Source organism: Streptomyces sp. NBC_01707, from assembly GCF_041438805.1.
Classification (GTDB): Bacteria; Actinomycetota; Actinomycetes; order Streptomycetales; family Streptomycetaceae; genus Streptomyces.
This window is the reverse complement of the sequence record NZ_CP109190.1, coordinates 7,719,855-7,734,152: the sequence shown is the minus strand read 5'-3', so window position 1 is coordinate 7,734,152 and position 14,298 is coordinate 7,719,855. Positions and strand designations below refer to the sequence as shown.

General features: G+C 70.2%; 12 protein-coding genes and 1 tRNA gene. 5 read left to right on the top strand and 8 right to left on the bottom strand.

The genetic code is table 11. The features are described 5' to 3' along the window. Positions 1–31: 31 nt before the first annotated feature. Positions 32–691, bottom strand: a complete 660-nt coding sequence (locus tag OG963_RS34655) for a hypothetical protein (protein ID WP_093930007.1) — start codon at positions 689–691, stop codon at positions 32–34. A 47-nt stretch (positions 692–738) separates the two neighbouring features. Between OG963_RS34655 and OG963_RS34650 the strand changes: the two genes are divergently transcribed. Continuing rightward, positions 739–927, top strand: coding sequence for a DUF5703 family protein (locus OG963_RS34650; protein WP_030918345.1), 189 nt, complete (start codon positions 739–741; stop codon positions 925–927). A gap of 69 nt (positions 928–996) precedes the next feature. Here the strand turns inward: OG963_RS34650 and OG963_RS34645 are convergent, their stop codons facing one another. The 3 genes from OG963_RS34645 to OG963_RS34635 form a co-directional block, all read right to left on the bottom strand. Next, positions 997–1,776, bottom strand: a complete 780-nt coding sequence (locus tag OG963_RS34645; RefSeq protein ID WP_319326961.1) for a chaplin — start codon at positions 1,774–1,776, stop codon at positions 997–999. A gap of 139 nt (positions 1,777–1,915) precedes the next feature. Continuing rightward, complete coding sequence (gene chpH, locus OG963_RS34640; protein ID WP_030918339.1) at positions 1,916–2,149, bottom strand: chaplin ChpH; 234 nt, start codon at positions 2,147–2,149, stop codon at positions 1,916–1,918. Positions 2,150–2,291: 142 nt separating this feature from the next. Further along, positions 2,292–3,656, bottom strand: a complete 1,365-nt coding sequence (locus OG963_RS34635; protein ID WP_371126418.1) for a M20/M25/M40 family metallo-hydrolase — start codon at positions 3,654–3,656, stop codon at positions 2,292–2,294. Between the two features lie 145 nt (positions 3,657–3,801). On the opposite strand from OG963_RS34635, the gene OG963_RS34630 reads away from it, so the two are divergent. Next, positions 3,802–3,889, top strand: a tRNA-Leu gene (locus OG963_RS34630). Between the two features lie 89 nt (positions 3,890–3,978). Here OG963_RS34630 and OG963_RS34625 read toward each other — a convergent pair. Both OG963_RS34625 and OG963_RS34620 read right to left on the bottom strand, forming a co-directional pair. Continuing rightward, positions 3,979–5,772 carry a sodium:proton antiporter gene (locus OG963_RS34625; protein WP_093775111.1) on the bottom strand — a complete coding sequence of 598 codons (1,794 nt, stop codon included), beginning with the start codon at positions 5,770–5,772 and terminating at the stop codon, positions 3,979–3,981. A gap of 99 nt (positions 5,773–5,871) precedes the next feature. Next, the gene (locus OG963_RS34620; protein WP_371799803.1) at positions 5,872–6,792 is read right to left on the bottom strand and encodes an aldose 1-epimerase family protein; all 921 of its coding nucleotides are present in this window, start codon (positions 6,790–6,792) and stop codon (positions 5,872–5,874) included. 346 nt (positions 6,793–7,138) lie between these two features. On the opposite strand from OG963_RS34620, the gene OG963_RS34615 reads away from it, so the two are divergent. From OG963_RS34615 to OG963_RS34605, 3 genes are all read left to right on the top strand, one after another. After that, complete coding sequence (locus OG963_RS34615) at positions 7,139–8,962, top strand: glycoside hydrolase family 15 protein (RefSeq protein WP_093775107.1); 1,824 nt, start codon at positions 7,139–7,141, stop codon at positions 8,960–8,962. 78 nt (positions 8,963–9,040) lie between these two features. After that, positions 9,041–9,988, top strand: coding sequence for a cyclase family protein (locus OG963_RS34610; protein ID WP_199822852.1), 948 nt, complete (start codon positions 9,041–9,043; stop codon positions 9,986–9,988). A 15-nt stretch (positions 9,989–10,003) separates the two neighbouring features. Next, entirely contained in the window at positions 10,004–11,584 is a 1,581-nt protein-coding gene (locus tag OG963_RS34605) for a GMC family oxidoreductase (protein ID WP_362270429.1), read from the top strand. 15 nt (positions 11,585–11,599) lie between these two features. On the opposite strand, the gene OG963_RS34600 is transcribed toward OG963_RS34605, so the two are convergent. After that, complete coding sequence (locus tag OG963_RS34600; protein ID WP_371800341.1) at positions 11,600–12,640, bottom strand: cytochrome d ubiquinol oxidase subunit II; 1,041 nt, start codon at positions 12,638–12,640, stop codon at positions 11,600–11,602. Further along, positions 12,640–14,127, bottom strand: a complete 1,488-nt coding sequence (locus OG963_RS34595; protein ID WP_371799802.1) for a cytochrome ubiquinol oxidase subunit I — start codon at positions 14,125–14,127, stop codon at positions 12,640–12,642. Before OG963_RS34595 ends, OG963_RS34600 begins: the two co-directional genes overlap by 1 nt. Positions 14,128–14,298: the final 171 nt, after the last annotated feature.

The window sequence follows — 14,298 nt, the reverse complement described above, 5'->3', positions numbered from 1 at the left end:
CATCGGTCCTCCGGCTCCGCCCGCGACGGGATCAGGAGCTGTCGGTCGCCAGGTCGTCCAGCTCCTCGTCGAGGTCGTCCTCGTCGAAGACGGAACTGACGTCGAAGCGGCAGACCACCAGCTGCGGGTCGGCCTCGTCGAAGGGAGCGCTGAGCCACTCCCCCGCCTCGGGCAGCTCCTCGGCCGCCGAGACCCAGAGCGTGGAGTCGCCCTCCTCCAGACCGAACTCCTGGTGCCGGGAGGCGACCTCGTCCGGTTCGTACTCGCCGAAGAGCACACCGAGCGCCGCATGGACACTGGTTCCGGCCGCGGCGCCGGTCCCCTTGCCGCCGTCGCCCGGATCCGCGTCGACGATCCGCTGCGCCTGTGCGAGCAGCCGGGTCGGCTCCACCACCGCGTAGTCGCGGCGGATCAGCACGCTGAGCGCGTTGGGCTCCTCAGGGCCGGCATACGGCGGCATGGAGTCGTCGACGCCGGGGATCTCGAAGGGGGTGACCTCGTCGTAGCGGTCGTAGAGGAGTTCGTCGTAGACCTCGGCCGCAGCGGCCAGTGCGTTGAACGCGTCGTAGACGGCCGGGTCGTCGTCCCCGGACCGGCGCTCGACCGCCTCGAGGTGATGGTCGAGCGCGGCTTTGACGGCATCGGCGGCGGCGCGTACCTCGGCAGCGGTGGGCTGCGCAGCATCAGACATAGTGCAGACGCTATCCGTACACAGCCTCTGCCCGCACAATAGATGCGATGCCGGAATACGAATTTGTCGACGTGTACGTGCCGCGCGGGGTGTCCCGGAAGGAGACGGCCCGCCTGCTGACCGACCATGCCGAGTACGGGCACTGGGAGTTGGACCGACTGACGCTGCGCCGTGACGGCAGCCGCAGGGTGCGGCTGCGTCGACGGATCATCCGCCAGCTACGGGCCACCTGGTGACACGAAGCGGGCCCCGCATCCGCGGGGCCCGCTCGTTTCGTTCCACCTGTGCCCGTGTTCGTCCTGCCGTTACGCGGACATGCGGGAGCGGCGGTACAGCACCGTGCCCGCGCCCGCCAGCAGCAGGCCCGCGCTCGCCGGGACGAGCAGGTCGAGCCCGCCCGCGCCGGTGTGAGCGAGCTCGAGGGGCTCGGGCGCATTCGGAGCGGTGGGCACTCCGAACCCCGTGAGCCCCATCGGGTGGGTGGGCTTGCCCGGGGTGACATGCCTGACCGGCGGTGGTGCGACGTCCGGGTCGTTCTCGCAGCTGTTGCCGGAGGACGGGCTGAGGAGTCCGCCGATGGTGATGCTGTTCCCGCAGGCGTTCACGGGGATGTCGATGGGCGCCTGGACGGTGTTGCCCGAGAGGATGCCGGGCGAGCCCTGCGTGTACCCCTCAGCGGTCGCCCCGCCCCTGCTGTCGCTGCCGACGGCCCGGTGCTTGCCGGTTCCCGGCCCGAGGTCGACTGCCGACGGGTCCTGGGCCCCGCCGTTCGATGCCCGGCTGCCCGATGCGGGGGCGGCCGAGCCGTGTCGGGTCGTAGTCGCGCTTCCCGAACCGCTTTCCGAACCGCTTCCGCAAGCGTTTCCGGCTGCGGGATTGAGCAGTCCGACGACACTCACGGCGTTACCGCACACATTGACCGGTACATGGACCGGGATCTCGACCGAATTCCCTGACAGCACCCCCGGGGAATTCGATGCGTCGCCGGTCGCTCCCGCGTCGGCGTGCGCATAGCCACCACTCAGCGCGAGCACTCCGCCCGCCGCCGCCATGGTGATCAGGCCTTTTCGCGTGACCTGTCGCATACGTTGTTCCTGCCTTCTACCTTCCGGAAAACCCCCGGACTCGACCGTGCGGGGGACGGAGTGCCGGGTCGGCCCCGGAGTGCATGGCGTGCACCCCGGGGCCGACCGGGCTCAAACCCTTACGGGTTGATGCACAACATCAGCCGTTGACGCAGCCGTTGCCGAAGGCGGGGTTGAGCAGCCCGATCACGGAGATCGTGTTGCCGCACACGTTCACCGGCACGTGCACGGGAACCTGGATCGTGTTGCCCGAGATCACACCGGGGCTCCCGACAGCGGCACCCTGCGCGCCCGAGTCGGCGACGGCCATGCCCGCACCCGCGAGCACCAGACCGCCAGTGACTGCCGCAGCAGCGACGACCTTCTTGATCATTATTCCTCCTAGTTGGCAATGCGGCCCCAGCCGCGGACCGCATCACCTGTAACGAGGAAGAAGTAATGGGGCTACGAGCGTATGGTTCCTTTCACTCGTTCCGGTCACGTACGCACACGCTGGCGATTACCGGCGTGCTGATTCAGCAGTTGTCGATGAAACGGTCGAGCACCCGCACGCCGAATTTCAGACCGTCGACCGGCACTCGCTCGTCCACACCGTGGAACATGCCCGCGAAGTCGAGCTCCGGCGGCAGCTTCAGCGGCGCGAATCCGAAGCATCGGATGCCGAGGTCGTCGAAGGACTTGGCGTCGGTGCCGCCGGAGAGCATGTACGGGACGGCGCGGGCGATCGGGTCCTCCGCCTTCAGCGCGACCTGCATGGCATCGACCAGGGAGCCGTCGAAGCTGGTCTCCAGCGCCTTGTCGCCGTGCACGTCCTCGCGCCTCACCCGCGGGCCGAGGATCCGGTCCAGGTCGGTCAGGAACTCGTCCTCGAAGCCGGGCAGGAAGCGGCCGTCGACATGGGCGACGGCCTGGCCGGGGATCACGTTCACCTTGTACCCGGCGCCCAGCATGGTCGGGGCGGCCGAGTTGCGCAGGGTGGCGCCGACCATCTTGGCGATGCCGCCCAGCTTGGCAAGCGTGGCGTCCATGTCCTCCGGGTCGAGCGGGGTGCCGAGCGCGTCGGACAGCTCGTCGAGGAAGGACCGTACGGTCTTGGTCACCCTGACCGGCCACTTGTGCCGCCCGAGCCGCCCGACGGCCTCGCAGAGCTCGGTGATCGCGTTGTCGTCGTTGGTCATCGAGCCGTGCCCGGCGGTGCCGTCCACGGTGAGCTTCATCCAGTGCATGCCCTTCTGGGCCGTCTCGACGAGATAGAGCCGCAGCTTCTCGTTGACCGTGAAGGAGAAGCCGCCGACCTCACCGATCGCCTCGCTGACGCCGTCGAAGAGGTCCGGGTGCTTGTCGACGAGATACCGCGCACCGTACGTACCACCGGCCTCCTCGTCGGCCAGGAACGCCAGCACGATGTCGCGCGGGGGCTTGCGACCGCTGCGCATCCGGTCGCGGACGACCGCGAGGGTCATCGCGTCCATGTCCTTCATGTCGACCGCGCCGCGCCCCCACACGCAGCCGTCCGCGATCTCGCCCGAGAACGGGTCGTGCGTCCAGTCCTGGGCATTGGCCGGCACGACGTCGGTGTGGCCGTGGATGAGCAGCGCGGGCCTCGACGGGTCCTCGCCCTCGATCCGGGCCACGGTGGAGGCACGGCCCTTGTGGGATTCGAAGATCTTCGGTTCGAGCCCGACCTCGGCGAGCTGTTCGGCGATGTACTCGGCGGCCACCCGCTCACCCGGGCCCGAGTGGTCTCCGTAGTTGCTGGTGTCGATCCGGATCAGCTCGCGGCAGAGGTCCACGACCTCGTCCTCGCCGGACGGGCCGCCGACCTTGTTCGTCTCGCTCACACTGCTTCCTTCCACTGTCACCCTGGTGCTCCCGCCCATCCTCCCGCGCCGGGCCCGCTCGCCCAAGGCCGCCCGTCCTCCTGTCACGCGCCGTTCGCACGGCCAGTGGCGTGATCGAGCACCTCCGAATGTTTGCTATTGTTTTCCACGTCGGAACGGGCACGGCCCGCGAGACAGACACCTTGTCCGGGTGGCGGAATGGCAGACGCGCTAGCTTGAGGTGCTAGTGCCCTTTATCGGGCGTGGGGGTTCAAGTCCCCCCTCGGACACCAGCGATCTTCCCCCGTTGTGCGGGAAGACGGAGCAGATGCGGATCGAGTCACTCGATCCGCATCTGCTTTTTTGTGGTCCTACGCCGGTGTCACCACTGCCCCGGGGCCGGTGGCACAGCAGGGCGATCGGTAGAGGCGGGAGCCAGCAGGACGGCGAGGTCACCCGGTCCGGGCAGCGGCCGGTTCGCCTCGGTGACCGGATCGAGCCGGCCGTCGCCCCGGACCAGGAACAGCATGTCCCAGCCGGCCGGCGCGGCCTGGTCTGCGGGCCTCGTCACGATGGACGCCCCTTTCTCGTATCTCCGGGACAGTGCCACCCCGGTCAGCTCCGCGCCGAACAGGACCTCGCCGCCGATGAACGGGGCGACCACACCGACGCTCTCGAGCGGAGAGCCGACGCGATGGACCGATCCCTCGACGCTGCCGCGCAGGACGGTGGCCGCCAGAGCGTTGAAATCGTCCTCGGCGGTCAGCAAGAACACCGCCGTGATGCCCTCCAGCTCGGCGCCCTCACCGGTGGCGGCGGCCAGCAGCTCCCCCGGGGCCAGTTCGAGTCCCGCCTGTCCGATGCGCTCACGCTGCTGCTCCAGGCCGGCCCACATCAGTACCTGCAGTCCCGCCGCCCTGAGCGCCCGCCCGAGGTCCACCACCCATGGCTCGCCGCCGACCAGCAGCGGACGTGAGCGGGCCGGTCTGACGACGCCCAGGCGCCTGGCGACCGCCGATGCCGTCAGCCCGTACAGCGTCACCGTGGCCACGATGACGACGAAGGTGGTGGGCAGAATCTTCGAAGCGCCGCCGATCCCCTTCGCGACCAGGGTGGCGGAGAACGTCGAGGCGGTCGCCGCCGCGACGATGCCCCGCGGTGCCAACCAGCCGACGAAGCCCCGCTCGCCCCTGCTCAGGTCCGTTCCGAGCGTCGACACGAACGCCACCAGGGGCCTGACCAGGAGTACGAGCACAGCGGTGAGCCCCAGCGCGGGAAGCACCACGTGCCGCAGCGACTGCGGGGTGACGGTGGCCGAGATCGAGATGAAGAGCAGACCGAGGATGAGACTGACGAGGGTCTCGAAGAAGGGCCGGCGTGCCGGGACGTCGAACCGAGGGAGGTTGGCGACGGCCAGGCCCGTCATCACGGCGGCGATGAGTCCGGAGTCCTCGCGGACGACGTCGCAGAACGCCGCCACCGCGATCACCACGGCAAGCTGGGCGGTGGTCCCGAGGATCTCGCCGAGCCGGAGCCGGCACAGCAGCACCCGCAGCAGCGCGGCTCCGACGACGCCTCCCGCGAGCCCGACCCCCACGCTTGCGAGGAACTCGACCGCTCCGCCGCCGAAATGACGCCCGGTGGTCGCGCTGACCAGGTGGAAGACGAGGGCACCCAGGATGCCGCCGACCGGGTCGATGAGGGACCCCTCCCAGACCAGGATGTGCTGCAGCCGTTCCTTCGGCCGGACGAAGCCGAGCAGCGGCCCGACGACCGTCGGCCCGGAGACCACGAGAATCGCGCCCAGCATCAGGGCCGCCCGCCGGTCCATGCCCAGCAGCGGCATGGCGAACAGCGTGCCGAGCGCCCAGGTGACCAGGGCTCCGACCCAGATCAGCCTGACGACGACGCGGGGGGTGTGGCCCTTGAGCTTTCTGAGGTCGAGCCCGAGGCCGGCGTCGTAGAGGATCACCGCGACTGCAAGCGAGACCAGGGGGGAGAACGCCGGGCCCAGCAACCGCTGGGGGTCGATCTCGTCCACCAGCGCGCCGGCGGCGAACCCGACCGGCAGCAGCACGATGAGTGCCGGGATACGGAGCCGGCCTGCCAGGACCTGCGACCCGACGGCGAGCACCAGGGTCAGCCCCACGCCCATCAGGACCTGATCCGTCGTCATGCAGCGCCTCCGCGGTGCCGGGTCATCCGACCGGCCGGTGGACGCTCCTGCTGCCCGCGCCCCGGGGACCGGGCCGCATCGAGCACCGCGGCGCAGCCGTCATTCCTGCCACGGGGTGAGCCCCCAGCGGGCCGTGTGCTCCTCACCCGGCCCCAGAGTGACGAGTCCCGTGCCGGTGCGGAACGCGTCGGGCGGGCACGACATCGGCTCGATGGCGACGGAGCGGCGCCGCTGCCCTTCGGGCAGGGTGTCACCGGTGTACAGCTGGACGTGATCGGCGCCCTCTCCGAGCCATACGTCGGTACCCCATGCGCCGGAGGAGTGGGCGAGGCTGACCACGGCCCGCCCGCGCGCATCCCGGTCGAGGTCGCAGAACGGGGTGTCCAGCCGCTGGCTCCCGATGGCTCGAGGCGTACGGAAGTCGAACGGAGTGTCCTGGACCGGTTCGGCAGCCACCGGCAGCCCCCGCTCGCCGGTACGCAGCCGGGTCCGCGCCGGTACGGTCAGCAGCGCGTCGTCCACGGTCGCGGTCCCGACCGTGAGGTAGGGGTGCTGGCCGACCCCGTAGGGTGCGGCGTTCTCGCCGAGGTTGCGTGCGACGACGGCCACACCGAGCCCGTCGTCATCCAGGGTGTACTCCGCGCGGACCCGGAGGTGGAAGGGGTAACCGGGCTGGGGCCACACGGAGACATCGAGCACTGCCCGGTCGTTCTGCGCCTCGACGATCCGCCACGACGTCCAGCGGAGCAGTCCGTGGATGGCGTTGCCGTTCTCCGGTTCGGTCAGAGGCAGTTGCTGGTCCTGCCCGTCCCAGCGGTACCGGCCGTCCCGGATCCGGTTGGGCCACGGCGCGAGGATCTGACCGCGCCCGCCGGTGATCCGGTCGTCCGGCGCGAATCCGTCGAGTACGAGCCGGTCGCCCACGGCGTAGTGGCGTAGGGCCGCTCCGAGTTCGACGACGACCGCGCGCCGGTCCCCATGCCGGAGGGTCAGCTGTCGTCCGGTCCGGCTCTCGTGCACGCGTGGCCTCCTCGGTCTGCTCGAAGGCGGACGGCCCGCAAGTCCGGGCTGGGTGGCGGCCGGGCCGTCGGCCGCCTCTCGGGAGCGTGCGGACAACGACCTGGCGAGTCAAGCGGGACACGGGTGTCCCGCCCCGACGGCCGCGCAAGTTCGCCCACGGGGGGCATACGTGGCGGTCCTCGGCCGGGCCGCCCGTCCACCGCACCAGGGCCACGGTGTGGTCGAGCGGTCACCCCGTGGCACCGGTCGGGCGGGGCCCGCCCGTACCCGTGCAGACCAGGCGCGGGTATCCGTTCTGTCGGATAGTGGTGGTGGGGGCTCGGGGCTTCCTACCACCGGAGCCACGATGGACGAACGCTATCCGCCGATCGCCGAGCACGGGCTGGTCGGCGATCTGCAGACTGCCGCGCTCGTCTCGTCCCGGGGTGTCATCGACTGGTTCGCCGCTCCCCGGTTCGATTCGCCCAGCATCTTCGCGGCACTGCTCGACGTCGAGCGCGGGGGGTATTTCCAGCTGGCGCCGGAGCAGTCCGGCATCAGCTGCAAGCAGCTCTACTACCCCGACACGGCGGTCCTGGTGACCCGGTTCATGTCGCCGGACGGGGTGGGCGAAGTGGTCGACTACATGCCTCCCGACCGGACGGGTACCGCCACCGACCGGCACACCCTGGTCCGTGTGGTGCGGGTCGTGCGGGGGACAGTGGCTTTCACACTCCGTTGCCGGCCGCGTTTCGACTACGGCCGGGCCGAGCACGAGCTCGGCCTCGGTCCCGACGGCGCCCTCTTCCGGGCCCCCGGCATCAGCGCCCACCTGCAGAGCACCTTCCCGCTGGAGCGCGACGGCCGGGATGTCCGGGGGACGGTGACCCTGAAGGCGGGCGAGATCGGCAGCGCCGTGTTCACCGTCTGCGACCCCGGCGGCGCGGCTCCCCCGCCTCTGACCATCGACGGGATCACCGAACGGTCCTGGGACGTCGTCCACTTCTGGAAGGCGTGGCTGCGCACCTCGCGCTACCGGGGCCGCTGGCCCGAGCTCGTACACCGCTCGGCCATCACCCTGAAGCTGCTCATCTACGCCCCCACCGGAGCCATGGTCGCTGCGCCGACCATGGGGCTGCCGGAACAGGTCGGCGGAGAGCGCAACTGGGACTACCGCTACACCTGGATCCGCGACGGTTCGCTGTCCGTGCGCGCCCTGATGGATCTCGGCTTCGTCGAGGAAGCGGCCGCGTTCGTCCACTGGCTGGTCGCCCGGCTGCACGAGCGCGAGGGCAATGGCGGGGAGCCGCTGCAGACCATGTACCGCGTGGACGGCGACCCGAACCTGCCCGAGCAGACCCTGAAGCACTTCGAGGGATATCAGGGCTCGTACCCCGTCCGTGCCGGCAACGGCGCGGCCGACCAGCTCCAGCTGGACATCTACGGCGAAGCCGTCTACGCGCTGGCGCAGGGCCACGAGATCGGCCGGCGCGCCACCTACTCGGGCTGGAAGGCACTCACCAGGACGCTCGACTGGCTCGCGGACGCCTGGGACCGGCCGGACGAGGGCATCTGGGAGACCCGTGGCGGCCGCAAGAACTTCACGTACAGCCGGGTGATGACGTGGGCCGCCTTCGACCACGGGCTTCGCCTGGCGGACGTCTTCCGCAAGCCTGCCGACACCGTCAGGTGGACGAGGACCAGGGACGCCGTTTTCGAGCAGATCATGGAGCGTGGCTGGAGCGAGTCGGAGAAGGCCTTCGTCCAGCAGTACGGCGGCGACGTGCTCGACGCCTCGCTGCTGCTGATGCCGAGAGTCGGGTTCATCGCCCCCGAGGACCCGGCCTGGCTGTCCACGCTGGACGCCATGGATCGCACACTCGTCTCCGACAGCCTCGTCTACCGCTACGACCCCGCGGCCTCACCCGACGGGCTGCGCGGCTCCGAGGGCACGTTCAGTCTCTGCACCTTCCTGTACGTCGACGCGGCGGCCCGCGCGGGGCGGCTCCCACTGGCGAGATACGCCTTCGAGAAGATGCAGACCTACGCCAACCACGTCGGGCTCTTCGCCGAGGAGATCGGTCCGAGCGGGGAGCAACTGGGCAACTTCCCGCAGGCGTTCACCCACCTGTCCCTGATCATGGCCGCCACCACGCTCGACGCGGCGCTCGATCTGGAGGAGGGCCGCTGACCCCGCCGTCCCGGCAACCGCCGGGAGACCGCTCGCCCGGGCAGCCGCCCGGCAGGCTCTCCGAGAGGATCACGGCCCATGACCGCACAGCCACGCCAGGCAGCAGCGTTCTCGGTGAGCGCCGCGGAGTTCGCCGGTCTCCATGCGCGCGTTCGCCGGAGGGCCGCGCCGGGTGCTGCCGACCGCGGCGCCCTGGACAACATCACACCGCGGCAGGTGCGGGCGGCGGCGGACGAGGTCGGATCGGGACTCACGGTGACGATGGCGGCGCCCGTCGAGACCCGGCGGGGGCCGGACAACCCCGATCCCTGCAGACATGTGATGACCGGCGCGGTCGTGGGCGAAATCAAGGAGAGCGGGCTGCAGTTCGCGAGGGACCGCATCGCCATGAACGTGCACGGTGACGCCGACAGCCATCTCGACGCCCTGTGCCATGTGATCTTCGACGGGACGCTGTACAACGGCGTGCCGGCGAGCGGTCTGACGCCGGACGGGGCAACCGATCTGACGGTCGGCATGGCGAGCGACGGCATCGTCGGCCGGGGCGTTCTCCTCGACATCCCGCGCTTGCGCGGGGTCCCGTGGCTGGAGCCGGGCGAGTTCGTCACCGGGGACGAACTCGCTGCCGCCGAGACCGCGCAACACCTCCGGGTAGACCAGGGCGACCTGCTCTTCGTCCGGGTGGGCCATCGCCGCCGGCGCGACGAGCTCGGGCCCTGGGACACCACCGATGCCCGTGCCGGACTCCACCCCACGGCCATGGAGTTCCTGGCGGAGCGCAAGGTCGCGCTGCTCGGCGGCGACGGCAACAACGACACCGCACCCAGCACGACGGAGGGCGTCGACTTCCCCGTACACGTGCTCGCTGTCCACGCCATGGGGCTGCACCTGCTGGACTTCCTGCAGTTCGAGGATCTGGTGCCGGTCTGCGAGGCGGAGGACCGGTGGTCCTTCCTCTGCGTGATCGCCCCTCTCCGGCTTCCCTCGGCCACCGGTTCACCTGTCAACCCGATCGCGATCCTGTGAGGCACGGGGGCTCTCATGCCTGACGACCGGAGTTACGACGTCATCATCATCGGCACCGGCGCGGGCGGGGGCACACTCGCCCACCGTCTGGCCCCCTCGGGCAAGCGTGTCCTGCTCCTGGAGCGGGGCGGCTACCTGCCCCGTGAGATCGACAACTGGGACTCGACCGCGGTGTTCGTGAAGGCCAAGTACCTCGCGCCCGAGACCTGGTACGACAGACACGGCCGTGAGTTCACCCCCGAGGTGAACTACTACGTCGGGGGCAACACCAAGTTCTTCGGCGCCGCGCTGTTCCGTCTGCGGCCCGAGGACTTCGGTGAACTGCGCCACCACGACGGCATCTCGCCGGCCTGGCCCATCCGTTACGAGGACCTCGAGCCGTACTACACCGAGGCCGAGCACCTCTACCTGGTGCACGGCAGGCACGGCGAGGACCCCACCGAGGGGCCGGCCGGTGCCCAGTACCTCCATCCGCCGGTCCGGCACGAGCCGCGGATCCAGCAGCTCAGCGACGACCTGGAGAAGCAGGGTCTGCACCCCTTCCATCTGCCGATCGGTGTCGACCTCACCCAGGCCGACGACGGCAGCGCCACCCACGACAGCGTCTGCATCCGCTGCAACCGGGTCGACGGCTTCCCGTGTCCGGTGAACGGCAAGTCCGACGCCCAGGTGATCTGCGTCGACCCCGCCCTCGAGCACGACAACGTGCAGATGATCACCGGAGCCACTGTGCGCCGGCTGGAGACGGACCCGACCGGACGCACGGTCACCCAGGTGGTCGCGGAGCTCGAGGACGGCTCGACCGCATGCTTCGCCGCCGACATCGTGGTGGTCGCCTGTGGGGCGGTGAACTCCGCCGCGCTGCTGCTCCGGTCGGCGAGCGACACACACCCGAACGGCCTGGGCAACAGCTCGGACGTGGTCGGGCGCCACTACATGAGGCACAACAACCTGGCGCTGATGGCCGTCTCCAGGGAGCCCAATCCGACCCGCTTCCAGAAGACCCTGGCGCTCAACGACTGGTACTTCGGCTCGGAGGACTTCGACTGTCCGATGGGCGGCATCCAGATGCTCGGGAAGTCCGACGCCGAACAGATCCGCGGGGAGGCGCCGCGCTGGGCCGGAAAGGTCTCACCCGACATGCCGTTCGAGGTGCTCGCGCATCACGCTGTCGACTTCTGGCTGTGCGGGGAGGACCTTCCGCTGCCGGACAGCCGCGTCACGCTGGACGGCGACGGAAGGCTCCATCTGTCGATCGACGAGAAGAACAACATGACGGGGCTGACGAAGCTCCGGCAACGACTGCAGGAGATGCTCGGGCAATTGGGGATGTACCCGCACCACCTGCTGGACCACAGCCTCTACCTGCACAAGGGCATGCCGATCGGGGCCACCGCACACCAGGCCGGCACGATTCGATTCGGTACGGATCCCAGGAGCTCGGCGCTGGACATCAACTGCAGGGCCCATGACCTCGACAACCTCTACGTCGTCGACACCAGCTTCTTCCCGAGCATCGGCGCGGTGAATCCGTCCTTGACCGCCATCGCCAATGCCCTGCGGGTCGGCGACCACATCGTCGAACGGCTCCGCTGACGCACGGCGGGACGGTCACAAGGTGTCACCGGGTGCCGGGCCGGCCTGTGTGTCGGCGTCGGTGAGGGAATCCAACTCCCCGTGCGTGTCCATCCAGTAGAGCAGGACCAGCGCGGGCCCGATCAGCACGATCGCGACGACCGCGACGATCACCAGCCACCGCAGCGTCTGCGGCGCGCCGGCCGCGTCGGCCACGGTCAGGGACGTCGGCAGCAGAAAGGGGCGCTGCGCGAAGCCCCACGCGAAGACGGTCAGGGCCACGCTGGCCACGGAGGTGTACCGGCACCACCGGTAGGAGCGGCGCGCAAGGAGAACGGCGGTGCCGAGGCCGCACACCGCGGCCAGGAGGACCAGCAGCAGACCGAGCCCTCCGGTGAGGCCTTCCCAGACGTGGCGGGCATCGCTGTGGGTGACCGGCAGACCGATCAGGGCGAGCACCACGATGGCTCCGAGGGCGGCCAGTGCGCGCCGCCGGAAGTACCCCACAAGGTCCTCGGCGCCGAACCGGCGGGCGTCGGAACAGAGGAACACGGCCCCGAGGAAGGCGGCGGCGGCGACCGCGAGCAGACCGGCGATGACCGAGGTGGGATTGGCCCAGGCATCGGCGGAGGCCGTGGTCCCGACCGCGACCCGTCCGGATGCGATGCCGCCGAGCACCGCGCCGAGGAAGAACGGGGTGACGAGCGAGGAGATGGCGAACACCGCGCCGTAGAAGCGCCTCCGGGTGAGCCGTCGGGCCGGTTTGCGCAGGGCGAAGCCCGCGCCGCGCAGCACGAGTCCGACCGCGGCGAGGGCCAGGGGCAGCCACATGGCTGCGAAGACGGCCTGGAACGTCGTCGGAAATCCCGTCCACATGATGACCAGGACGAAGATGAGCCAGACATTGTTGGCTTCCCAGACGGGCCCCATGGCGTGGTCGATCAGCCGGCGGGGGCGTTCGCCGCGCTCCGCGCCCCCGGCCAGCAGGTCCCAGAATCCGGCTCCGTAGTCGGTGCCGCCGGCGCACGCATAGGCGGCGACGGCGAGCACGAGAACCCAGGCGATGAGCTCCGGCATCATGACGCGCCACCAGGGGGACGGCCGTGGCGCTCGCCGGGCGCGGCGCCGGTGACCGTGGCAAGGGGCTCGCCCCGCGGCCCGTAGGGGGTGTCCGCTTCCGGTGACTGCGGCGCGGTGGCGGACGTCTCGCTCGCGTCGGCGATGCGCCATCGGGTCCGCATCTTCAGCAGCACGGCGAGGAAGGAGGCGAAGATCGCCACGTACACGACCACGACGACCGTGAACATCGTCCACAGCGAGCTCGCACCGGTGGCGGTCACCGCCTCCGAGACCCGCATGTGGCCGTAGACGATCCAGGGCTGGCGGCCGACCTCGGTGGTGATCCAGCCGCATTCCACGGCGACCAGACAGGCGGCCCCCGCGACCGCGGCACACCGGTAGAACCAGCGCGAGCGGGGAAGGTCCCGGTGGCGCCACCAGTACCACGCGTACCAGAGCGCCAGCAGGATCAGCAGGCTGCCGATGATGACCATGACATCGAAGGCCCAGTGGACGATGGTGGCCTGAGTGGCCGTGGGGCGGTCCTCGGGCGGCACGGAGCTGAGGCCGGTGACGCGGGTGCCGGGTCTGAACCCGGCGAGGACGGAGTCGAGCTGAGGAATCCTCAGGCCACCGGAGACCGTTCCGTCGGGGTGCAGCCGTCCGAAGACGTACTCCGGCACATGTGTGTCGGTCTTCCAGACGACCTCGGTGGCTGCGAACTTGATCGGCTGCTTGTGGAAGACGGACCGGGCGATGGAGTCACCCAGTACGAGCTGGATCGGGGTGAGGATCGCGGCGGCCGTGAACGGCAGCGCGAAGCCGAGCCGGTGGTAGCGGTCCCGGCGCCCGCGCAGCAGTCCGACCGCGTAGACGCCGGCGACCACGTATCCGGCGGTCAGGAACATGGCCACCGCGAAGTGCCAGTACTCGGGGCCGAACATCGGCGTGAAGATGGCCTGCCGAACGTCGACATCGACGGGTCTGCCCGCGGCGTCGAGGGTGAAGCCCTGCGGGGTGTTCATCCATGAGTTGGCGGCGATGATGCCGAACGCGCCCAGGAGGGCCGCCAGCGGCAGCGGCAGGCCCAGCCAGAAGTGAGTCCACGGCTTCAGCCGGCGCCATCCGTAGAGGTAGATCGCGATCAGGACGGCCTCGAGGAAGAACGCCCATGCCTCGACGCCGAACCCGAGTCCGAAGACGTCTCCCCAACGGCCCATCATGCCGGGCCAGAGCAGGCCGAACTCGAAGGAGAGCACGGTGCCGGTGACGACCCCGATGGCGAACTGCACGGCCATCACGGCGGACCAGCGCCGGGCGAGCTTGAGTGCGACGTCGTCGCCCCGGCGCAGCCCACGGTGGTGCATCACCAGGGTGATGCACGGCAGCGCGACTCCGAAGGGCACCAGCAGGATGTGCGAAGCCAGGGTGAAGGCCATCAGCTGACGGGCCGGCAGGAGCTGCGGCGGGGCGGCGTTCGCCAGCAGGGCCGTTGTGGTGTGCATGTGCGCCTCCATGGTTCGCGCCCGGGGACGTCGGACGTGAGGGATACGGATGCGGGTCGCGCTCCCGGTCTCGGCCACCGGCCGCCGGAAGCGGCCGGCCCGGCGCTCCTGCGGTGAGGTCGCCGCGCCGCCCGGGCGGCGGCGGATCAGGCGGAGCCCCCGCCAGGTCCG